Annotated in this window: 19 protein-coding genes; 11 read left to right on the forward strand and 8 right to left on the reverse strand. The window is 72.2% G+C overall.

Going from position 1 to position 20,106, the window contains the following annotated elements; translation table 11 throughout:
• Nucleotides 1-76 precede the first annotated feature (76 nt).
• A complete protein-coding gene (locus ACFVS8_RS14320) occupies nucleotides 77-1,237 on the forward strand; it encodes a serine hydrolase domain-containing protein (RefSeq protein ID WP_387063453.1) in 1,161 nt (386 codons plus the stop codon).
• Between the two features lie 8 nt (nucleotides 1,238-1,245).
• On the opposite strand, the gene ACFVS8_RS14325 is transcribed toward ACFVS8_RS14320, so the two are convergent.
• The 5 genes from ACFVS8_RS14325 to ACFVS8_RS14345 form a co-directional block, all read right to left on the reverse strand.
• Nucleotides 1,246-2,118 (reverse strand): oxygenase MpaB family protein, encoded by an 873-nt coding sequence (locus ACFVS8_RS14325; protein ID WP_387063456.1) that lies wholly within the window; start codon nucleotides 2,116-2,118, stop codon nucleotides 1,246-1,248.
• A gap of 49 nt (nucleotides 2,119-2,167) precedes the next feature.
• Nucleotides 2,168-2,476 carry a hypothetical protein gene (locus ACFVS8_RS14330; protein ID WP_387063459.1) on the reverse strand — a complete coding sequence of 103 codons (309 nt, stop codon included), beginning with the start codon at nucleotides 2,474-2,476 and terminating at the stop codon, nucleotides 2,168-2,170.
• A 147-nt stretch (nucleotides 2,477-2,623) separates the two neighbouring features.
• Nucleotides 2,624-4,729 carry an ABC transporter ATP-binding protein gene (locus ACFVS8_RS14335; protein WP_387063462.1) on the reverse strand — a complete coding sequence of 702 codons (2,106 nt, stop codon included), beginning with the start codon at nucleotides 4,727-4,729 and terminating at the stop codon, nucleotides 2,624-2,626.
• Nucleotides 4,726-6,459, reverse strand: coding sequence for an ABC transporter ATP-binding protein (locus tag ACFVS8_RS14340; protein WP_387063465.1), 1,734 nt, complete (start codon nucleotides 6,457-6,459; stop codon nucleotides 4,726-4,728). The genes ACFVS8_RS14335 and ACFVS8_RS14340 overlap by 4 nt, the downstream gene beginning before the upstream one ends.
• A 257-nt stretch (nucleotides 6,460-6,716) precedes the next feature.
• Nucleotides 6,717-7,403, reverse strand: coding sequence for a DUF998 domain-containing protein (locus tag ACFVS8_RS14345; protein ID WP_387063468.1), 687 nt, complete (start codon nucleotides 7,401-7,403; stop codon nucleotides 6,717-6,719).
• Between the two features lie 113 nt (nucleotides 7,404-7,516).
• Between ACFVS8_RS14345 and ACFVS8_RS14350 the strand changes: the two genes are divergently transcribed.
• Entirely contained in the window at nucleotides 7,517-8,263 is a 747-nt protein-coding gene (locus tag ACFVS8_RS14350) for a TetR/AcrR family transcriptional regulator (RefSeq protein ID WP_387063471.1), read from the forward strand.
• On the opposite strand, the gene ACFVS8_RS14355 is transcribed toward ACFVS8_RS14350, so the two are convergent.
• The gene (locus ACFVS8_RS14355) at nucleotides 8,260-8,748 is read right to left on the reverse strand and encodes an NUDIX domain-containing protein (RefSeq protein WP_387063473.1); all 489 of its coding nucleotides are present in this window, start codon (nucleotides 8,746-8,748) and stop codon (nucleotides 8,260-8,262) included. The two genes, ACFVS8_RS14350 and ACFVS8_RS14355, sit on opposite strands and share 4 nt — an antisense overlap.
• 106 nt (nucleotides 8,749-8,854) lie before the next feature.
• Between ACFVS8_RS14355 and ACFVS8_RS14360 the strand changes: the two genes are divergently transcribed.
• Nucleotides 8,855-10,549, forward strand: coding sequence for an acyl-CoA dehydrogenase family protein (locus tag ACFVS8_RS14360; RefSeq protein ID WP_387063476.1), 1,695 nt, complete (start codon nucleotides 8,855-8,857; stop codon nucleotides 10,547-10,549).
• Nucleotides 10,550-10,553: 4 nt separating this feature from the next.
• Here ACFVS8_RS14360 and ACFVS8_RS14365 read toward each other — a convergent pair whose 3' ends face one another.
• Nucleotides 10,554-11,516, reverse strand: a complete 963-nt coding sequence (locus ACFVS8_RS14365) for a BadF/BadG/BcrA/BcrD ATPase family protein (RefSeq protein WP_387063479.1) — start codon at nucleotides 11,514-11,516, stop codon at nucleotides 10,554-10,556.
• Between the two features lie 173 nt (nucleotides 11,517-11,689).
• Here ACFVS8_RS14365 and ACFVS8_RS14370 point away from each other — a divergent pair, with 173 nt between their 5' ends.
• The 8 genes from ACFVS8_RS14370 to ACFVS8_RS14405 all read left to right on the forward strand — a co-directional run bounded on the left by ACFVS8_RS14370 (nucleotide 11,690) and on the right by ACFVS8_RS14405 (nucleotide 19,775).
• The gene (locus tag ACFVS8_RS14370) at nucleotides 11,690-12,976 is read left to right on the forward strand and encodes a sugar ABC transporter substrate-binding protein (RefSeq protein WP_387063482.1); all 1,287 of its coding nucleotides are present in this window, start codon (nucleotides 11,690-11,692) and stop codon (nucleotides 12,974-12,976) included.
• A 73-nt stretch (nucleotides 12,977-13,049) separates the two neighbouring features.
• A complete protein-coding gene (locus tag ACFVS8_RS14375) occupies nucleotides 13,050-13,952 on the forward strand; it encodes a carbohydrate ABC transporter permease (RefSeq protein WP_387063899.1) in 903 nt (300 codons plus the stop codon).
• Between the two features lie 134 nt (nucleotides 13,953-14,086).
• On the forward strand, nucleotides 14,087-14,878 hold the full coding sequence (locus tag ACFVS8_RS14380; RefSeq protein ID WP_387063901.1) for a carbohydrate ABC transporter permease: 792 nt from the start codon (nucleotides 14,087-14,089) through the stop codon (nucleotides 14,876-14,878).
• Between the two features lie 5 nt (nucleotides 14,879-14,883).
• On the forward strand, nucleotides 14,884-16,383 hold the full coding sequence (locus ACFVS8_RS14385) for a glycoside hydrolase family 3 N-terminal domain-containing protein (RefSeq protein WP_387063485.1): 1,500 nt from the start codon (nucleotides 14,884-14,886) through the stop codon (nucleotides 16,381-16,383).
• Nucleotides 16,380-17,624, forward strand: a complete 1,245-nt coding sequence (locus ACFVS8_RS14390; RefSeq protein WP_387063487.1) for an anhydro-N-acetylmuramic acid kinase — start codon at nucleotides 16,380-16,382, stop codon at nucleotides 17,622-17,624. Before ACFVS8_RS14385 ends, ACFVS8_RS14390 begins: the two co-directional genes overlap by 4 nt.
• Nucleotides 17,621-18,598 (forward strand): N-acetylmuramic acid 6-phosphate etherase, encoded by a 978-nt coding sequence (gene murQ, locus ACFVS8_RS14395; RefSeq protein ID WP_387063490.1) that lies wholly within the window; start codon nucleotides 17,621-17,623, stop codon nucleotides 18,596-18,598. The genes ACFVS8_RS14390 and murQ overlap by 4 nt, the downstream gene beginning before the upstream one ends.
• A gap of 16 nt (nucleotides 18,599-18,614) precedes the next feature.
• On the forward strand, nucleotides 18,615-19,499 hold the full coding sequence (locus tag ACFVS8_RS14400; protein WP_387063493.1) for a MurR/RpiR family transcriptional regulator: 885 nt from the start codon (nucleotides 18,615-18,617) through the stop codon (nucleotides 19,497-19,499).
• A gap of 96 nt (nucleotides 19,500-19,595) precedes the next feature.
• Nucleotides 19,596-19,775, forward strand: a complete 180-nt coding sequence (locus ACFVS8_RS14405) for a hypothetical protein (RefSeq protein WP_387063495.1) — start codon at nucleotides 19,596-19,598, stop codon at nucleotides 19,773-19,775.
• A gap of 34 nt (nucleotides 19,776-19,809) precedes the next feature.
• Here ACFVS8_RS14405 and ACFVS8_RS14410 read toward each other — a convergent pair whose 3' ends face one another.
• Nucleotides 19,810-20,103 carry a DUF1905 domain-containing protein gene (locus tag ACFVS8_RS14410; RefSeq protein WP_387063498.1) on the reverse strand — a complete coding sequence of 98 codons (294 nt, stop codon included), beginning with the start codon at nucleotides 20,101-20,103 and terminating at the stop codon, nucleotides 19,810-19,812.
• Nucleotides 20,104-20,106: the final 3 nt, after the last annotated feature.

Below are 20,106 nucleotides of genomic sequence, written 5' to 3' on the forward strand. Positions count from 1 at the left end.
CGCGCGGTATGCTCGCGAATCGAGAGTACGGACACCGATGACCACGACCGATGACCACGACCGAGGAGCCTCGACGATGAGCCTTCCCCCCATCCACGGACACGTCCACGACGACTTCGCGGGCCTCCGCGAGGAGTTCGAGCGGCAGCTCGCCTCGGGCGAGGAACTCGGCGCCTCGCTCGCCGTCATCGTCGACGGCGAGACCGTCGTCGACCTGTGGGGCGGGTGGGCCGACCCCGACCGCACGGCCGAATGGCAGCAGCACACCATCACGAACGTCTGGTCGATCTCGAAGACCGTGACCGCGCTCGCCGCGCTCGTGCTCGTCGACCGCGGACAGCTCGACCCCGAGCTGCCGGTCGCGCACTACTGGCCCGAGTTCGCCGCGGCCGGCAAGCAGGGCGTGCTCGTCAAGCACGTGCTCATGCACACGTCGGGGGTCTCCGGATGGGCGCAGCCCGTGACCGGCGCCGACATCCTCGACACGGATGCCGCGGCCGCACGCCTCGCGTCGCAACCGGCGTGGTGGCCCGCGGGCACCGCCTCGGGGTACCACCTGCTCGACTACGGGCACCTGGTGGGCGAGCTGGTGCGACGCATCACCGGTCGCTCGCTCGGCGCGTTCGTCGCCGAGGAGCTCGCGGCCCCGCTCGGCGCGGACTTCTGGCTCGGACTGCCCGAGTCCGAGGATCACCGGGTCAGCAACGTCGTGCCGCCGCAGGGCACGCTCGACTTCTCGAGGATCCCGCCCGACTCGCCCGCGTTCAAGACCTACACCGGCCCGGCGCTCGACGCCGAGACGACGTGGACCCGCGAGTGGCGCGCGGCGGGCGTCGGCGGGGCGGGCGGCCAGGGCAACGCGCGGTCGGTCGCTCGTCTGAACGCCATCGTCTCGAACGGCGGCGAGCTCGACGGCGTGCGCCTGCTCTCGTCGGCGACGATCGACCGCATCTTCGCCGAGCGCACGGACGGCATCGACCTCGTGCTCGGGTTGCCGCTGCGCTTCGGACTCGGGTTCGCGGTGTCGAACCCGGCCTCGACGCCGAACATCCCCGAGGGGCGGGTCGCGTTCTGGGGCGGGTGGGGCGGCTCGATCGTCATCGACGACGTCGACCGGCGCACCACGTTCGCCTACGTCATGAACCGGATGTCTCCGGGCATCATCGGCTCGCCGCGATCCGACGCCTACACGCGGGCCGTTTACGCCGGCCTCGGGGAGCGCGCGGCACTCGCCTAGTCGAGCGGTCAGCTGCGCTCGGCCGCCGGCTCGAGGTGCGTGCCGAGCCGCTCGATGAGGTACCCGCCCGGGTAGCTGCGGATGCGCTTCAGGTCGCGCGCGTACTGCGGTCGCCGGCGGGCGGGAAGCAGGGCGACCACGCGCCCGCGGAGGCGGAGCGCGCCGAGCGATAGGCCGCGCGCGAACCGCGACGGGGCCGGGTAGTCGAGCGCCTCCCGCAGGTGCGGGTCGAGGATCGCGATCGAGAACGCGTGCACCGCGCCGCGGAACGGCTTCGGATAGAACGTCGTGAGCAGGTCGAGCGTCGCGTCGGCGACCGCGCGCGTGCGCGGGTCGGGCCGGAAGTGCTCGCGCTCGTACGCATCCATCAGGTCGGCGAACCGCTCGTACGTCTCGGGGATGTCGCGAATGCCCATGAGGCGCCCGAGACGCCGGTAGTACTCGACCGCCGCGTCGATCTCGACGCGGGACTGGCGCCGCCAGCCGAAGCCCGCGATCCACCGGATCGGGGTCACGACGAACGTCGAGAGCACGTATCGCATGTCGTCGTTCGAGATGTCGTAGCTGCCGTGCATGCGGTTCATGCGGCGCACGGCCTCCCGCCCGTTCGCGGACTCCAGCCCGTCGGTCGAGATCGCGTCGAGGATCAGCACGGTGTCGTCGTGGCGCTTCTGCGTGCGGCGCTCGAACTCGCCGGTCTCGTGCAGCAACCCGCCGATCGAGGGCACCGCGTAGGTGCGGAACAGCGCGAAGCTCAGCGACTGCTGCAGGTCCCACGGGAACTCGAGCGTGCCGTCGACGCGCGTGATGCGCTCGTAGTCGACCGCCGGATCGAGCCGTTCGAGTTCGTGCAGCCGCCGGTGGCTGCGTCCGATGCGCATGGGGCGATCGTAGTGACGCGGCCGGCGATCGTGCCAGTGCCCGCCGACGTCAGGCTGCGGGATGGAGTTCGACCGGGAAGAGCTCGGTGCGGGCGATCACCCGGTCGCGCTCGCCGGCGAGGGCGAGCCGTTCGGGGTCGTTCAGGTAGCCGTCGAGCGCGACGCGGTCGGGGAACCGGTAGGTCTGCACCTCGTGCGGGCTTCCGTCGGCACCCGCACCGTGCAGTCGTTGGAGCACCTCGCCGCCGTGCAGCGCGAGGCGGGCGAGCACGCGATCCTCGTAGGCCGACATGTCGGCCTCGAGTCCGGGGTTCGCCCAGAGCAGGCAGCAGAGCAGGAGCGGGTCTTCGGCCGACATGTGCGGCAGCCTAGCGTCAACGCCACGTCCGGCCGCGTCGGCGACGACGGTGGTCGGCCGGTCGGCCGGTCGGCCGGGCGGAACGCGAGAGCCCGGGTGCCGCATCCGAAGATGCCGCACCCGGGCTCGCGATACTGCGCGGTCGGATCAGAGCTCGGGCTCGAGCGCCTCCGCAGCCGCCTCGACTCGGGCCTCGAGCGGGTTCGTGTCCCGTTCGGCCGCGCCGCCGCCGCCTCCGCCTCCGGCACCCGCGAGCGTCGCGGCCTCGGCGTCGAGGTCGGCCGCGGCCTGCTCGAACTGCGAGTTGTAGAGGCGCCAGTAGGCGCCCTCGCTCGCGATGAGCTCGTCGTGGCTGCCCTGCTCGACGATGTCGCCGTGCTCCATGACCAGGATCAGGTCGGCGTCGCGGATCGTCGAGAGGCGGTGCGCGATGACGAACGACGTGCGACCCTCGCGGAGCGCGGCCATCGCGTGCTGCAGGAGCAGTTCGGTGCGGGTGTCGACCGACGAGGTGGCCTCGTCGAGGATGAGCACCGACGGCTGCGCCACGAACGCGCGGGCGATCGTGATGAGCTGCTTCTCGCCCGCCGACACGTTGGACGCGTCTTCGTCGAGCACGGTGTCGTACCCGTCGGGCAGCGAGTGCACGAAGCGGTCGACGTAGGTCGCCCGCGCGGCCGCGAGGATCTCGTCGTCGGTCGCGGTCTCGCGCCCGTAGCGGATGTTGTCGCGGATCGAGCCCGCGAACAGCCACGGATCCTGCAGCACCATGCCGGTCTTCGCACGCAGGTCGCGTCGCGTGAGCTCGGCCACGTCTTGGCCGTTGAGCAGGATGCGGCCGCCGTCGAGCTCGTAGAACCGCATGATGAGGTTCACGAGCGTCGTCTTGCCCGCGCCGGTCGGGCCGACGATCGCGACCGTCTGCCCGGGTTCGACGCGGAAGGACAGGTCGCGGATCAGCGGGTGCTCGGGCGTGTACGAGAACGAGACGTGGTCGAACTCGATGGTGCCGTCGCCGTCGGCGGGCTTCGGCGCATCGGCGGCGTCGCCCTCTTGCTCGTCGGCGTCGAGCAGTTCGAACACGCGCTCGGCCGATGCGGTGCCGGACTGCACGACCGCCGCCATGCCGCCGAGCTCGGAGAGCGGCTGCGTGAACTGCTGCGAGTACTGGATGAACGCCTGCACGTCGCCGAGTCGGAGCTGGCCGCTCGCCACCATGAGCCCGCCGAGCACCGCGATGCCGACGTAGGTCAGGTTTCCGATGAACATCATGCCGGGCATGATGATGCCCGAGAGGAACTGCGCCTTGAACGCGGCCTGGTAGAGCTCCTCGTTCTCGGCCTTGAACTTCTCGTGCGAGTCCTGCTCGCGTCCGAAGACCTTCACGAGCGCGTGGCCCGAGAACGACTCCTCGACGCGTGCGTTGAGGCGGCCGACCTTGCGCCACTGGATGCCGAAGGCCTTCTGCGACTTCGGGCCGATGACGCCGAAGATCACGCCCATGAGGGGGAGCGATACGAGCGCCACGAGTGCGAGCTGCCACGAGATCGAGAACATCATGATGAGCACGCCGACGACGGTGAGCACGGCGGTGATCGCGCCGGACAGCGACTGCTGCATGGCCTGCGTGATGTTGTCGATGTCGTTGGTGACCCGGGAGATGAGCTCGCCGCGCTGCACCTTGTCGAAGTAGCTGAGCGGCAGGCGGTTGAGCTTCGCCTCGACGTCTTCGCGGAGGCGCCACATGGTGCGCACCATGATCACGTTGACGACGTAGCCCTGCACCCAGGTGAGGATCGCCGAGATCACGTAGAGCAGCAGCACGACGATCAGGATCTGGCTGAGCCTGACGAAGTCGACGCCCTCGCCCGGCACGACGCCCGCGGTCTGCACGATGTTCGCGAGGTCGTCCTGGCCGGCCGCGCGCAGCGCCTCGACGGCCTGCTCGGTGGTGCTGCCGGGTGGCAGCTGCTGGCCGATGACGCCGGCGAAGAGCACGTTCGTGGCCTCGCCGAGCACCTTCGGGGCGATCACGGCGAGCACGACGCCGGCCGCGCCGAGCAGCGACACGAACGTGAAGGCGACCGCGTGCGGCTTCAGCAGGCCGATGAGCCGCTTGAAGCTCTTGCCGAAGTTCGCGGCCTTGCCGGGTGCGACGCTGTCCCAGTCGCCCGAGTTGACGCGCGCCTGTTCGGCGAGCTCCTGCTCGTACAGCTCTTCTTCGGTGAGCGCGGTGGTGGGTTCGGTGGTCATCGGGCAGCCTCCGCTCCGAGCTGGGATTCGACGATCTCGCGGTAGGTGTCGGACGTCTCGAGCAGCTGCTCGTGGGTTCCGATGCCCACCATGGCCCCGTCGTCGAGCACGACGATGCGGTCGGCGTCGGTGACCGTCGAGATGCGCTGGGCGACGACGATCTTCGTGACGTCGGGCAACTCCCTCCAGAGCGCGTGCCTGAGGTTCGCGTCGGTGGTGAGGTCGAGCGCCGAGAACGAGTCGTCGAAGACGAGGATGTCTGGGCGGTGCACGATGGCGCGGGCGATGGCGAGCCGCTGGCGCTGGCCGCCCGACACGTTGGTGCCGCCCTGGGCGATGCGAGCGTTCAGGCCGCCCTCCATCTCGCTCACGAAGTCGCGGCCCTGCGCGATCTCGAGCGCGTGCCACAGCTCTTCGTCGGTCGCCTCCTCGCGCCCGTACCTCAGGTTGGAGGCGACGGTGCCGCTGAAGAGGAACGGGCGCTGGGGCACGAGGCCGATGGAGGCCCAGAGCACGTCGAGGTCGGCTTCGCGCACGTTCACGCCGCCGACGGCGACCGAGCCTCCGGTCGCGTCGAAGAGCCGGGGGATGAGCGAGACGAGCGTGGTCTTGCCGGCGCCCGTCGACCCCACGATGGCAACGGTCTCACCGCGCTCGGCGCGGAAGCCGATGCCGTCGAGCACGGGGTGCTCGGCGCCCGGGTAGGTGAAGGTCACGTCGCGGAGCTCGATGGTGCCGGGCTCGGGCAGCACGTGCACGGGGTTGACCGGGCGCTCGAGGGTCGAGGTGCTGTCGAGCACCTCGGCGATGCGGTCGGCCGAGACCGCGGCGCGCGGGATCATGATCGTCATGAAGCTCGCCATGAGCACGCCGGTGAGGATCAGCATGACGTACTGCATGAACGCGAACAGCGTGCCGATCTCGACGTCGCCGGCGTCGACCGCGAACGCGCCGAACCAGACGACGCCGACGATCGTGACGTTCAGCACGAGCATGAACAGCGGGAACAACAGCACGAACAGGGAGCCGACCTTGCGGCCGACGACCATGATGTCGGTGTTGGCGCCGCGGAAGCGCTCCTCTTCGATGGGCTCGCGCACGAACGCGCGCACGACGCGCACGCCCGTGAGCTGCTCGCGCATGATGAGGTTCACGTTGTCGAGCTTGTGCTGGTAGCTCCGGAAGAGGGGCACCATGCGGCTGATGATGAGCACCGCGATGATGAGCAGCGTCGGCACCGCGACGGCGATGATCCAGCCGAGGCTCACGTCTTGCTGCAGCGCGAACCAGATGCCGCCGATCGCGAGGATGGGGGCGGTGACGAGCATCGTGGCGCCCATCATCGCGAGCATCTGCACCTGCTGCACGTCGTTCGTGTTGCGGGTGATGAGCGAGCCGGGGCCGAACTTCGAGACCTCGCGCTCGGAGAACCCGCTGACCTTCTCGAAGACGTCGTTGCGGATGTCGCGGCCGGCGCCCATCGCGGCCTTGGCCGCGAAGTAGGTGGCGATGATCGAGGCCGTGATCTGACCGAGCGAGATGAGCAGCATCAGGCCGCCGGTCGACCAGATGTAGGCCGTGTCGCCCTTCGCGACGCCGTTGTTGATGATGTCGGCGTTGAGGTCGGGCAGGTTGAACGTCGCGATGGCCGAGAGGATCTGGAAGACCAGGACCCCGAGGAGCAACCACGAATAGGGCTTGAGATAGCGGATCAGAAGTCTGCCGAGCATGATTCTCCGAAGGAACGAGGTGAGCGGGCTGCGGTGTCCCGCGTGCGCGCGCTCCGAGCACGGCTCGGGAGTGCGTCGCAATATTCTGCATCTTCCCAGCGACCTCCGACATCATCCGCGGGGCGGATATCGCTGCCAGCGCAACCCATGCGTCTGCATGCTGCCCCGCGGTCTCCGTCGGCAGGCGGATGCTGCGGCCAGCGCCAGCGGCCCGCGCTGCTGCGATCACCCCGGCCCCGGGCGTCGGCCCGTGACGATCAGCAGTCGGGGCGGGGCGCCAGTCGGTAGGCGGCGAGCGACGCGGATGCGAGCCAGGCGAAGCCGGCGACCACGGCGAGCCAGAGGAGGCCGACGCCGACGGGCGACATCGCCAAGGCCGCTCCGCCCATGAACCCGAGCACGACCACGGCGGCCGCGATCCACGAGCCGACCGCGACGCCGCGCGCGCCCTCGCGCCGAAACCAGCCGGCGAGCACGAGGGCGGCGGCCGCGAGGCTCAGGAAGCCGATCGCGCCGGCCGCGAGGTGCAGCAGCCCGCTCGTCGAGGCGGTCGTCGCGGACTCCACGCCGACCGGGAAGCCCCGCACCGGGTCGGGCGGGAACGCGGCGGCCGCGAACAGGCTCAGGCCGTAGAGGCCGAGCAGCGTCACGGCGGCCCTGCCGCGCCCGCCGCCCACGAGCCTCGCGAATCCGACGGCGGCCGCGAGCACCATGAGGCCGGTCAGCACGAGGTTGGTCGCCTGGATCCATCCGAGGGGTCCGAGCAGCAACGCGCTGAGCGCGTGCTGCGACAGGTCGAAGCCGGGCACGAGGAGCGCCTGGGCCAGGCCGACCACGAGGTAGAAGGGGCCGGCCACGACGCCCCAGCCGAGCAGGGACTTCGTGACGGCGCGGCCGCGGTCGAACGTCGCGGCGGAGGCGGTGTGCGGTGTTGCGGTGGACATGGTGCTCGCCTTTCCGGGTTCTGCGTGGCGGGGGCGATATTGCCCTCTCGGGTGTAGTATTGCACTCGGTAGTGAATAAGTAAACGGATGAGTGCAAAAGATTCGAGGAACGCATGAGCGCGCAGGCCACGGGCGACCGTCTCGACCGCGAGGATCCGCGCATCACCAGATCGCGCGGGCTCATCATGGCCGCGGCCGAGCGGGTGTTCCTGGCCCGCGGCTTCGCGGGCACGAGCGTCGACGACATCGCGGTCGAGGCCGGCGTCTCGAAGCGCACGGTCTACAACGTCTTCGACGACAAGGAGCAGCTCTTCCGCGCGATCCTCGGCGATGCGATCGCGACCGCCGAGCGCTATGCGGGCGAGGTCGCCACCACGACGGCGTCGGCCGTCGACCTCGACGAGGCGCTCCGCGACCTCGCGCGCGAGCTCGCGGCATCCGTGCTCGGCGGACGGGTCGTGCCGCTCCGGCGCCTGCTCATCGGCGAGGCGTCGAGGTTCCCCGAGTTCGCGCTCGAGTACTACGGGCGGGCGCCGGGGCGCGTCATGACGGCCGTCGCCTCGGCCCTGGGGTCGCTCGCCGACCGCGGGCTGCTCTCGGTCGACGACGCGGAGCTCGCGGCCGAGCACTTCGCGTTCCTCTCCATCGGCTCGTCGCTCGACCGGGCGCTCTTCGAACCCGCGGCCGACGGCGATCCGGCGGGCGTCGAGGCGGCCGTCGCGCGAGCCGAGCGGGGCGCAGCCGCGTTCCTGCGGGCGTACCGGGCGCCGGGCGCAGGCACGGGCGATGGGGGCGGCGCGGGCGATGCGCCGGCCGGGGCCGGGGCCGGGGCTGGGGCTGGGGCGGCCGGCACGCGCTAGGGCGAGACGTCGGGGGAGAGCAGCGAGCGCAGCGCGTCGAGCGCCGGCCGTTGGCCCGTGACGAGCCGCTCGCGGGCGTCGGCCAGCGGAATCCACTCGGCCCGGTCGAGCTCGGGGAACGACTGGCGCCGGCCCGACCGCGGCGGCCACTCGAGCTCGAACGTGTTGCTCGTGATCGACGTCGCGTCGAAGTCGGCCTCGCCCGCGAAGACCGTCACGGCCTTGCCCGACGAGTACCTGAACACGCCGAGCTCGATGTAGGGCACGTCGGGCGCCGGGCTGCCGAGCTCCTCGGCGAACTCGCGCAGCGCCGCATCGAGGGGCGCCTCGTCGGTGTACGTGCCCTTCGGCAGCGACCACGCCGCCTCGTCGCGCGCGCGCCAGAACGGGCCGCCCATGTGCCCGAGCAGCACTTCGACGTCTCGGGGGTCGGATGCCGCGCCGCGCCGTCGGTGCAGCAGGATCCCCGCGCTCGTCTCGGCCATGCGCCCACGCTAGCGGCAGCCCCCGACGCCCGCTCGCCCGGTCCGCCTCGAGCCCGATCCGCGCGCGTCGGCGCCCGCGCGGCGAGAATGGGCGTGGAGGTCGAAGATGATCAGCACCCACGAGGTCGCCAACCAGGTTCCGCCGCGCACCGACGTCGACGAGTACGCCGTGAACGCCCCGCTCGTCGAGGCCGTCGGCAGGTGGGGGCGTGCCGCGCAGGGCGGGCACCCCGAGGCATCCGTCGACCTGCACGCGGTCGGCCGCGCGGTCGGGTCGCCGGCCTTCCAGCGCGACGCCGAGCTGGCGAACGCCCGGCCGCCGGTGCTGCACACGCACGACCGGCAGGGCCGTCGCATCGACGAGGTGGAGTACGACGACGCCTATCACCGGGTCATCGCGTCGGCGGTCGCCGCGGGCGCGCACACGTCGGCCGCCGCCGATCCGGGGCCCGGCGCGAACGTCGAGCGCGCGGCGGCGTTCCTGCTGTTCGCGCAGGTCGAGCCGGGGCATGCGTGCCCGGTGTCGATGACGCACGCCGCCGTGCCAGTGCTCGAGCACGCGGCATCCGGCCTTCGCGACGAATGGATGCCGCGGCTGCTCAGCCGTGACTACGACCCCGTGCTCCGGCCGGGCAAGTCGAGCGCCCTCGTCGGCATGGCCATGACCGAGAAGCAGGGCGGGTCCGACGTACGCGCGAACACGACGCGCGCCGAGCGCCGGAGGGCGGCCGAGACGCCGTGGGGTGCGGAGTACGCCCTGACCGGGCACAAGTGGTTCTGCAGCGCGCCCATGAGCGACGCGTTCCTCGTGCTCGCGCAGGCGCCCGCGGGCCTCAGCTGCTTCTTCGTGCCGCGCGTGCTGCCGGGCGGAGCCGGCGACCCTGACGGCGAGCGCGAGTCCGACCGCAACGTGTTCCGCATCCAGCGGTTGAAGGACAAGCTCGGCAACCGGTCGAACGCGTCGAGCGAGATCGAGCTCGACGAAACGACCGGCTGGCTCGTGGGCGAGGAGGGCCGCGGCGTCGCGACGATCGTGCAGATGGTCACGCGCACCCGGCTCGACTGCGTGATCGGCACGGCCGCGGGGATGCGGCAGGCCGTCGCCGAGGCGGCCTGGCACGTGAGGCACCGGCGCGCGTTCGGGTCGCTGCTCGTCGACCGGCCCGCCATGGCCGCCGTCGTCGCCGACCTCGCGCTCGAGTCAGAGGCGGCGACGATCACGGCCATGCGACTGGCGCGCGCCTACGACGACGACGCGGATGCGTCGCAGCAGGCGTTCCGCCGACTGGCGACGGCGGTGGCGAAGTACCAGGTCTGCAAGCGCGGCGCCTGGCATGCGGCCGAGGCGCTCGAGTGCCTCGGCGGCAACGGCTACACCGAGGCGTTCCCGCTCGCGCGTCGCTATCGCGAGCAGCCGTTGCTGGCGATCTGGGAGGGCTCGGGCAACGTGATCGCGCTCGACGTGCTGCGGGTGCTCGCCCGCGAACCGGAGGCGTTCGAGGCGTTCTTCGACGAGGTCGGCGCGGCGGCAGGGGCGAGCGCGGTGTTCGATCGCGCGCTCGCCGAGACGGTCGCGCTGGTGCGCGAGGTGTCGAGCATGTCGACGGATGCCGCGGCCGCCGTCGCGCGCGAGCTCGCCGAGCGGCTGGCGCTCGTGCTGCAGGGCTCGCTGCTGCTGCGGTACTCGACCGCGCCGGTCGCCGAGGCGTTCGTGCGCTCGCGGCTCGGGCGCGAGGGCGGAACGCAGGTCGGCGCGCTGCCGCGCGGGGTCGACGTCGGGGCGATCCTCTCGCGGGCGTGAGGGCTCAGCGCCAGAGGAACGGCGGATGCGCGGCATGCAGCGCGCCCCCGGCCGCGAGCCGCGCCAGGTGCACCGCGCCGTCGAGCGGCGTGCCCTGCGGGGGCTGCAACTCCGCGTCGGGCGCGAGACGCGCGAACTCCGCCTCGAACGCGGCCGAGTACTCCCCGCCCGCGCCGAAGACGCCGCCGGTCCACGACGCGAGGCGGGGCAGGCCGGGGTCGAGCGCGGCGACGAGCGTCGCGGCGACCTCGCATCCGGCGGTGCGCATGATGGCGGATGCCGCGGCGTCGCCGTCGGCGCCGAGCGCCGCGACCTCGGGTGCGAACCCCGCGATCACGCCCGCGCGGTCGGCCCGGGTGAGCAGTTCGCCCGGCCAGCTCGGAGCGGGGCCGAAGCGCCGCTCCGCGGCCCGGAGGAGCGCGGCGGCCTCGGTCGTCACGCCGTCGTGCGTGCGGATCGCGGCCTTCAGCGCCTCGATGCCGATCCAGACGCCCGAGCCGCGGTCGTCCCACAGGTGGCCCCAGCCGCCGACGCGGCGCCACACGGCGTCGAGGTCGGTGCCGAGCGCGATCGCCCCGGTGCCGACGGCGACGACGGCGCCGGGCCGCCCGCCCAGCGCGCCGAGGTGGGCGGTCAGGGCGTCGACCGCGAGCACGACCGAGGCGGGCGGGGCGCCCGCGACGTCGGCCAGTCGGGCGAGCGCCGCGTCGGGGTCGGCGACGAGAGAGGCGAGGCCGGTGGCGCCGACGCCCACTGCGGCGATCGCGACGTCGGGCCACTCGGCGCGGGCGGCGGCGATCAGCGAGGCGGCCACGTCGAGCACGGTCGACCCCGCGGATGCCACGGCGACCCGTCCGCCCTCGAGCACCCGCCGTCGGCTGCCGAACGCGGCGTCGAGCGGCTCGAGCGCGGCGCGCGAGCCGGTGCCGCCGAGGTCGACGGCGAGCACGTGCGCGGCGGGGATCACGAGCCGAGCCTAGGGCTGCGGCATCCGTGACGCGCAGGTTTCGAACCGGTCACGGCTTCGGAAATAACTTGCAAACGATGCATGGCTCACGAATACTACTTCCAGAGTCACGTTCCCGGGTCGCCACGCACGACCCCGACGTCCACCAGAGATCCATCAATGAGGAGGCATCCATGAAGAAGCGACTTCTGCCCGTCGCCGTGCTCGCCACGGCCGTGTTCGGGCTCACCGCCTGTGCGGGCGGGTCGAACGGCGGCACCGGGTCCGACGCCGAGGGCCAGACCCTCGACGTCTGGATCATGGAGGGCACGAACCCCGACTCCGAGGCGTTCTTCGACGAGGTCGGCGACGCGTTCACCGAGGAGACCGGGGCAGAGCTCAACGTCGAGTTCGTGCAGTGGGCCGACGCCCACGACCGCTTCGTCACGTCCATCGCGGGCGGCACGACCCCCGACGTCGCCGAGACCGGCACCACCTGGACCGCAGAGTTCGCCGACGCCGGCGCACTCGAACCGATCACCGACTTCGTCGCCGACGAGAACCTGGGCGACGACCTCGTCGAGGGCCTCGTCGAGTCGGGCACCTACGACGACGAGCTCTACGGCATGCCCTGGTACGCCGGCGTGCGTTCGCTCGTGTACCGCTCCGACATCTTCGACGAGCTCGGCCTCGAGGCGCCGAAGAGCTGGGACGACATCGTCGCCGCCGGCGACGCCATCAAGGCCGCGCACCCCGAGATGCTCGCGTTCGCCGTCCCCGGCGACGCCGAGTTCGGCGTCTACCCGTGGGTCTGGGGTGCGGGCGGCGAGGTCTCCGAGAAGAACGGCGACACCTGGGAGTCGGGCCTCGCGAGCGCCGAGTCGCAGGACGGCATCGGCTTCTACACCGGCCTCCAGACCGAGCACGGCTTCTCGTCGGCCGGCGCGACCACCTGGAAGGAGACCGACGTGCTCGACAACTTCGCGCAGGGCAACGTCGCGATGGCGCTCATGGGCTCCTGGACTCCAGCCGCGATCGTCGAGAAGAACGCCGACCTCGAGGGCAAGTTCGCCGCGACGCCGATCCCCGGCAAGGACGGCGGCATCGCCCCGTCGGTGCTCGGCGGCTCGCACCTGTCGATGTTCAGCACCGCCGAGAACACCGACCTCGCCTGGTCGTTCATCAAGCTCATGACCACGGGCGAGTTCGCCGAGAAGTGGGCCGACCAGAGCGGCTACTTCCCGGGTCAGGCATCGCTGCTCGACGAGACGATGAACTCCGACGACCCGCTCGTCGCCCCCTTCGCCACGCAGCTCGTCGAGGGCGGCGCCTCGGTGCCCGTGACGCCGACCTTCGGCGCCGTGCAGGCGAAGAAGACCACCAACACCGCCATCCAGGCGATCCTCTCCGGGCAGAAGACGGTCGAGCAGGCCACCTCCGACGCCGCGAAGGAGATGGACGAGATCATGAACGGCGACTGACCAGGTGTCGACCACGATCCAGGCTCCGACGCCCGCGCCGGGAGGCACCGCCTCCCGGCCGGGCGCCGGCCCCGTGCAACGCAACCGGCTGATCGCGTCGTCGCGCCCGTGGCTGCTGCTCGCGCCGGCGCTCGCCGTGCTCGCGGTGCTGCTGCTCTGGCCCCTCGTGCGGGTGCTCCTCTTCTCGCTGCAGGACTACGGCCTGCGCGAGATCGTCTCCGGAGAACCCAACTGGATCGGCCTCGCCAACTACGGCGAGGTGCTCACCGACCCGACGCTCTGGGGCGTGGTGCTGCCGAACACGGTCGGCTTCGCGGTGCTCGCCGTCGCGGGCACCGTGGCGCTCGGCACCGGGGTCGCCGTGCTCATGGCCTCGCTCGGCGGGCTCTGGCGCACGGTCGTGGGCAGCGCGATCATGATCGCCTGGGCGATGCCCGCGGTCACCGGCACCTACGTCTGGGTGTGGATCTTCGACGCCGACCGCGGCATCTTCAACCAGACCCTCCAGGCGCTCGGGCTGCAGGACGAGCCGGTGAACTGGTTCACCAACCGCTACAGCTTCTACGCCATCGTGCTGCTGAACGTGATCCACCACGGGTTCCCGTTCGTGGCCATCACGATCCTCGCGGGGCTGCTCGGCGTGCCGAAGGAGATGCTCGAGGCGGCCGAGATGGACGGCGCCGGCCCGTGGCGCCGCTTCTTCCAGGTGATCGTGCCGAACCTCCGCCAGGTCTTCAGCGTCGTCATCATCCTGTCGACGATCTGGGACTTCAAGGTCTTCGCGCAGGTCTACCTGATGCCGGGCGGCAACGGCACCAACCGCGAGGCGCTCAACCTGGGCGTGTGGTCGTACGTCGAGTCGTTCGGCCAGAACCGCTACGGCTTCGGCTCGGCCATCGCCGTGCTGCTGACCGTGCTGCTGATGATCATCACCGTCGTCTACGTGCGCACGATGCTGAAGGAGGACGAGCTGTGAGCACCGTCACCCCCGCGCAGACCAGCGCGCCCGAGGCATCCGGTACCGTTCCTCCCGCATCGGCCGGCCCGGCGCGCGCGATCCCGGCCAAGCGCCGCTCGGCCCGCAAGACGCGTTCGGCCGCCGGCCGGGCCGTGCTCGTCGTGCTGCTGCTCGCCTTCACGCTGTTCCCCGCGTTCTGGATGCTCTCGAGCGCCTTCGACGCGAAGGCCGGTGCCGGCGGGCAGACCCTGCTGCCGCGCGAGTGGTCGCTCGCGAACTTCGAGTACGTGCTCACCGAGGGCGGCTTCGACGTGTACCTGCGCAACTCGGCGATCGTGGCCGTCGTCACGGTGCTCGCGAGCGCGGTCCTCGCGCTGCTCGCCTCGGTCGCGGTCGCGCGGTTCCGGTTCAGGTTCCGCACCTCGATGCTGCTCATGATCCTCGTCGTGCAGATGGTGCCGCTCGAGGCGCTGGTCATCCCGCTCTTCGTGCAGGTGCGCGACCTCCAGCTGCTGAACACGCTGCTCGGGCTCATGGTCGTCTACGTCGCGCTGTCGCTGCCGTTCGGCATCTGGATGCTGCGCGGCTTCGTCGCCGCCGTGCCGGTCGAGCTCGAAGAGGCCGCCTACCTCGACGGCGCCAGCTGGGGGCGGATGTTCCGCTCGGTCCTGCTGCCGCTCGTGATGCCGGGCCTCGTCGCGACCTCCGTCTTCTCGTTCATCACCGCGTGGAACGAGTTCATCTTCGCCATGACCCTGCTGGGCGGCGCGTCCGAGAACTACACCGTGGCCATCGGCCTCAAACAGTTCTTCGGCGAGCACACCAACGAGTGGGGATACATCATGGCCGCCTCCACGATCATCACCGTCCCGGTCATGGTCTTCTTCGTCATCGTCCAACGTCGCCTGTCGAGCGGCCTCGTGGCCGGCGCGGTCAAGGGGTGACCGCCGTGGACGATCCCGCCATCAGGGGACTGGTGGGCGGGGTGCTCTGGCCGGGGGTATTCGGCCGGAGCATCCCGGATTCCTTCCGCCGCGAGCTCGACGAGGGCGGGCTTGCGGGCCTCGTGCTCTTCGCGCACAACCTCGGCGACGAGAGCGAGCGGATGTCACTGGCGCGCGACCTGCGCGACCGCGACCGCCCGCTCGTGGTCGGCATCGACGAGGAGGGCGGCAACGTCACGCGCGTCGAGTCGGCGACGGGCTCGACGCTGCCCGGCGCCGCGCAGCTCGGACACGTCGACGACCTCGAGGCGACCGAGGCGGTGGGCGCCGAGCTCGCCCGTCGCTCGCTCGCCGTCGGGGCGAACGTCGTGCTCGCGCCCGTCGCCGACGTGAACACCGACCCGCGCAACCCGGTGATCGGGGTGCGGTCGTTCGGCGCCGACCCCGCACTCGTCGCGCGGCACGCGATCGCCCAGGCCCGCGGCATCCGACTGGCCGGAGCGGCCGCGGCCGCCAAGCACTTCCCGGGCCACGGCGACACCCACCTCGACTCGCACCACGCCATGCCGACGCTCGAGATCGGACTCGACGAGCTCGAGCGCACGCACCTGCCGCCGTTCCAGGCGCTCGTCGACGCGGGCGTGCCCGCCATCATGACCGCGCACGTCGTCGTGCCGGCCTGGGGCGAACTGCCCGCGACGCTGAACCCGGCGGCGATCGGGCGCCTGCGCCGCATGGGCTTCCAGGGGGTCGTCATCACCGACGCGCTCGACATGGCCGCCGTGCGGGAGTCGGTCGGGGCCGGACGCGGCGCGGTGCTCGCGCTGCTCGCCGGGGCAGACCTGCTCTGCATCAGCAACCCCACGAACCTCGGCCCGGCCGCCGCGCCCGACCAGGACGTGCGCGACTTCGTCGAGGTGCAGCGCGCGCTGCTCGCCGCGGTCGACGACGGTTCGCTGCCCGTCGCCGTGCTCGAGCGCGCCGCCGGCCGCGTGCGGGCGCTCGCCGAGTCGCTGGCCGCCGCCCGCCCCGAGCGGGAGACCGGCTTCGCGCCGCCGGAGGCGGCGGCACTCGCGGACGCCGCGATCTCGATCGACGGCGACCTGGCGCCCGTGCCCTCGCCGCGCACCGTGCTCGACATCCGGGGCCGCTCGACCCTCGCCGTCGCGAGCGACCGCGACTTCTTCGAGGCGACGCTCGCGGCCGGCGGACGGGTGCTGCGCGGCGACGCTGCCGTGCCCGGCTCGGGTCCGCTCGTCGTGCTCGCCGACCGGGTGGGCGACGCCGGGCCGCAGCGCGATCGCATCGCCGGCATCGCGCGGCTGCGCCCCGACGCCGTCGTGGTCGACGCGGGGGTGCCCGGCGCGCCGCTGCCGCTGCCGACCGTGCACACGCGGGCGGCGAGCCGCATCGCCGCCGTCGCGGCCGCCGCGGTCCTCGCGTCGGGTTCTGAGCCCGCCGCTCCGCCCGTGCGCGACGCCGAGCCCACGAGGACCGCGCCGTGATCGTGCTGTCGCTGCAGTCCGGCACGTCGGTCGACGGCATCGACGTCGCGGTCGTGCGCATCGAGCCGGGCACGACGCCGCCCCTCGACGGAGGTCGCACGGCTGCGCCGCCCGTCGACGAACCGGTCGGCGTCGTGCTCACGCCGCTCCACACCGCCACCCACGACTTCGACCCCGGCCTGCGGGCCCGCGTGCTGCGGGTCGCGGCGGGGCATCCGGTGCCGGTCGGCGAGGTCGCCGAGCTCACCACGCTGCTCGGGCAGGCGTTCGCCGAGGCGGCCGCCCGCGGCATCCGCGACGCCGGCGTCGAACCCGAGCTCGTCGTCTCGCACGGCCAGACCGTGTTCCACTGGACCGAGCACGGGCACGCCCGCGGCACCCTGCAGCTCGGGGATCCCGCGTGGATCGCCGAGCTCACGGGCGTGCCCGTGCTCTCCGACGTCCGCGCCGCCGACATCGCCGCCGGCGGTGAGGGCGCACCGCTCATGGCGTTCTTCGACCGGGCCTGGCTCGCCCGGGAGGCCACCGCGTCGGGCGGGCCGATCGCCACGGTGAACCTCGGCGGCATCGCCAACGTGCAGGTCGTGCACCCCGGCGGCGACGTGCTCGCCTTCGACAGCGGCCCGGCGAACGGGCTCATCGACGCCGTCGTCGAACGGCACTCCGACGGCGCTATCGGGTTCGACCGCGACGGCGCGCTCGCGGCGAGCGGGCAAGTGGTGCAGCCGATGCTCGACGCGCTGCTGCGGCATCCGTACCTCGATGCCGAGCCGCCGAAGTCGACCGGCCGCGAGACCTTCGGGCTCGACGTGGTCGACGACGCGGTCGCCGCGGCCGGTGCGGGCGAGCCGGCCTACGAGGACCTCGTCGCGACCCTCACCGAGTTCACCGCCCGCACGGTCGTCGACGCCCTGCCGGATGCCGCGCGCACCGTCGTCTGCTCGGGCGGCGGCGCCCGCAACCCGGTGCTGCTCGAACGACTGCGCGCGCTCGCCGCCGAGCGGGGCATCGCCGTCGTCTCGAGCGCCGATCGCGGCATCGACCCGGCGTGCAAGGAATCCCTGATGTTCGCACTGCTCGGCTACTGCTCCTGGCACGGCGTGCCCGTCGCGCTGTCGACGATCGCCGCACGCGTCGCCGGGCGACTGACGCCCGGGCGCGACCCGCTCGCACTTCCCGCGCCGCTTCCCGGCGTGGCATCCGTCACCATCGCACCGACCGAAACCGGGGGAGCACCATGACCTGGTCAGCACCGAACACCGCGGAGCACGGCGCCCTGCGCGACCTGCTCGCCGACCTCTCGACCGAGGGCGTCAACGACGCGCACGCCGAGTTCGACCTCATGCCCGCCGAGGCCCAGGTGGGCGCCATGCTCGACGAGAGCAGCGCCGCCGTGGCCGCGGTCGCCGCCGTCGCGCCGCAGATCGCGGTCGCCGTCGACGCGATCGTCGCCCGGTTGCGCGCCGGCGGTCGACTCGTCTACCTCGGCGCGGGCACTGCGGGTCGCATGGGCGTGCTCGACGCGAGCGAGATCCCGCCGACCTTCGGCACCGACCCCGCGCTCGTCGTGGGCGTCATCGCTGGCGGCGACGTCGCGCTCCGCTCCGCCGTCGAGAACGCCGAGGACGACGCCGAACGCGGCGCCGCAGACCTCGCCGTGATCGGGCTCACGGCCGCAGACGCGCTCGTCGGCATCTCGGCCTCGGGCCGCACCCCCTACGTGGTCGGCGCGATCGAGTACGCGCGCAGCCTCGGCGCGTTCACCGTCGGGCTCGCCTGCAACCGCGACTCCGCGATCGGGCATGCGGCCGACCTCGCGATCGAGACCGTGGTCGGTCCCGAGATCGTGGCCGGATCCACCAGGCTCAAGGGCGGCACCGCCCAGAAGCTCGTGCTGAACGCGATCTCGACGATCGCCATGGTGCGCCTCGGCAAGGTGCACGGAAACCTCATGGTCGACGTGCAGGCGACCAACGCCAAGCTGCGGGCGCGCGCCGAGCGGATCGTCATGCAGGCGACCGGGGTCGACGCGGCGGCGGCGGCCGTCGCGCTCGAGTCCGTCGGCGGCAGCGTCAAGGCCGCGATCCTCGTCACCCTCACTGGGGTGGCGGCCGAGGTCGCGCTCGCGCGCCTCGCCGCAGAGGATGGAGTCCTGCGGGATGCTATCTCCAGTGTGAACGGCGGCAGTGCGCAGGCCGACCCCGCCGCGGAGTGAGAAGGGTCCTGAACGGATGTCGGCGAACGTGCTCTCTGAGGTTCGACAGGCGCTGCCGCGCCTCAGCTCGGCCGAGGCCCGGGTGGCCGGCGCGATCATCGCCGATCCGGCCATCGTCGTCGACCTCACCATCACCGAGCTCGCGGCCCGGTGCGGCACCTCGTTGTCGACGGTCGCACGGTTCTGCCAGACCCTCGGCTACAGCGGCTATCGCGAGTTCCGCATGGAGGTCGCCGGCGCGCTGAGTCGCGAGGAGGCCGAGCGCGACCGGTTCGGGCTCGCCGACTCCGACATCGGCGCCGACGACTCGGTGAGCGACGTCGTCGCGAAGATCGCCTTCCACGAGGTGCTCGCCATCGAGCAGACCGTGAAGGGCCTCGACACCGAGGTGCTCGACCAGGTCGTCGACGCGATCATCGGCGCCCCGCACGTCGACCTCTACGGGTTCGGCGCGAGCGGGCTCACCGCGCAGGACCTGCAGCAGAAGCTCTCGCGCATAGCCATCTCGGCATCGTGCTCGGTCGACGTGCACCTCGCGCTGGTCGGCGCAGCCCTGCGCCGGACCGCGGATGTCGCGATCGCGATCTCGCACTCGGGCCTCACGGCCGAGACGAACCATACGCTCGAGGTCGCGCGCGAGGCCGGGGCCACGACCGTCGCCATCACGAACTCGCCCGACTCGCCCCTCGCCGAGATCGCCGACTTCGTGCTCACGACGCGTGCGCGCGAGTCGCCGTACCGCATGGGCGCGATGTCGAGCCGCATCGCGCAGCTCGCACTCGTCGACTTCCTGTTCGTGCGGGTGGCCCAGCGGCGCGGCGACCTCGCCGACCCGCTCCGCCGCACGCGCGAGGTCACGGCCAGCCACCGCATCCCGTCGCGGCGGCGCACGGCGGGCTGACTCCGCCGGGCGCGACCCGGGTCGAATCGCGCGCGAGCCCGCCCGAGGTGGCGTGTGCTTCGACCGATGTCGGATGCCGCGCGTACCGTGTGCTCCATGACGAAGCAGATGCAGCAGGTCCTCGTGCCCGAGGCGGCACACGAGCTCTGCCCGCGCTGCGGCTCCGACGCCGCGCGGGTGGCCGACGCGTACACCCTGAGCGACGGCGACCTCCTGTTCGAGTGCCGCGACTGCGGCTTCGAGTGGGGCGAACTGCTGTACGACCTCATGTCCTGACGGTCGAGCCTCAGGTCCTGACGGTCGAACGCGCTCAGAGGTCGAGCATCGTCAGCGACACCGAGACGTCGCCGCCCTCGGTCAGCCCCTCCGCGACGCGGACCGCCTTCTTGACGGGCAGCACGTAGCAGCCCACGCTCGAATCCGGGAAGACCGAGGTCGTCCAGGTCGACCCGCCCACGGTCGCACGCACGCGCACCGAGCCGAACCCGCGCGGCGGCAGCGGGATCTCGCGGATGTCGGCCGACGCCTCGTCGGGCACCGTGACGAAGTACCACTCGGCGCGCGCCGCCCATTCCCAGAGCGGGGCCGTGAACTCGAACCGCATGCC

It is taken from the genome of Agromyces sp. NPDC058110 (genome assembly GCF_042884735.1).
Lineage (GTDB): Bacteria > Actinomycetota > Actinomycetes > Actinomycetales > Microbacteriaceae > Agromyces.

Excerpts from the sequence above, each read along its gene's own strand:
- ACFVS8_RS14320 (WP_387063453.1), top strand. The coding sequence starts at position 77 with ATGAGCCTTCCCCCCATCCACGGACACGTCCACGACGACTTCGCGGGC.
- ACFVS8_RS14325 (WP_387063456.1), bottom strand. The coding sequence starts at position 2,118 with ATGCGCATCGGACGCAGCCACCGGCGGCTGCACGAACTCGAACGGCTC.
- ACFVS8_RS14330 (WP_387063459.1), bottom strand. The coding sequence starts at position 2,476 with ATGTCGGCCGAAGACCCGCTCCTGCTCTGCTGCCTGCTCTGGGCGAAC.
- ACFVS8_RS14335 (WP_387063462.1), bottom strand. The coding sequence starts at position 4,729 with ATGACCACCGAACCCACCACCGCGCTCACCGAAGAAGAGCTGTACGAG.
- ACFVS8_RS14340 (WP_387063465.1), bottom strand. The coding sequence starts at position 6,459 with ATGCTCGGCAGACTTCTGATCCGCTATCTCAAGCCCTATTCGTGGTTG.
- ACFVS8_RS14345 (WP_387063468.1), bottom strand. The coding sequence starts at position 7,403 with ATGTCCACCGCAACACCGCACACCGCCTCCGCCGCGACGTTCGACCGC.
- ACFVS8_RS14350 (WP_387063471.1), top strand. The coding sequence starts at position 7,517 with ATGAGCGCGCAGGCCACGGGCGACCGTCTCGACCGCGAGGATCCGCGC.
- ACFVS8_RS14355 (WP_387063473.1), bottom strand. The coding sequence starts at position 8,748 with ATGGCCGAGACGAGCGCGGGGATCCTGCTGCACCGACGGCGCGGCGCG.
- ACFVS8_RS14360 (WP_387063476.1), top strand. The coding sequence starts at position 8,855 with ATGATCAGCACCCACGAGGTCGCCAACCAGGTTCCGCCGCGCACCGAC.
- ACFVS8_RS14370 (WP_387063482.1), top strand. The coding sequence starts at position 11,690 with ATGAAGAAGCGACTTCTGCCCGTCGCCGTGCTCGCCACGGCCGTGTTC.
- murQ (WP_387063490.1), top strand. The coding sequence starts at position 17,621 with ATGACCTGGTCAGCACCGAACACCGCGGAGCACGGCGCCCTGCGCGAC.
- ACFVS8_RS14400 (WP_387063493.1), top strand. The coding sequence starts at position 18,615 with ATGTCGGCGAACGTGCTCTCTGAGGTTCGACAGGCGCTGCCGCGCCTC.
- ACFVS8_RS14405 (WP_387063495.1), top strand. The coding sequence starts at position 19,596 with ATGACGAAGCAGATGCAGCAGGTCCTCGTGCCCGAGGCGGCACACGAG.
- ACFVS8_RS14410 (WP_387063498.1), bottom strand. The coding sequence starts at position 20,103 with ATGCGGTTCGAGTTCACGGCCCCGCTCTGGGAATGGGCGGCGCGCGCC.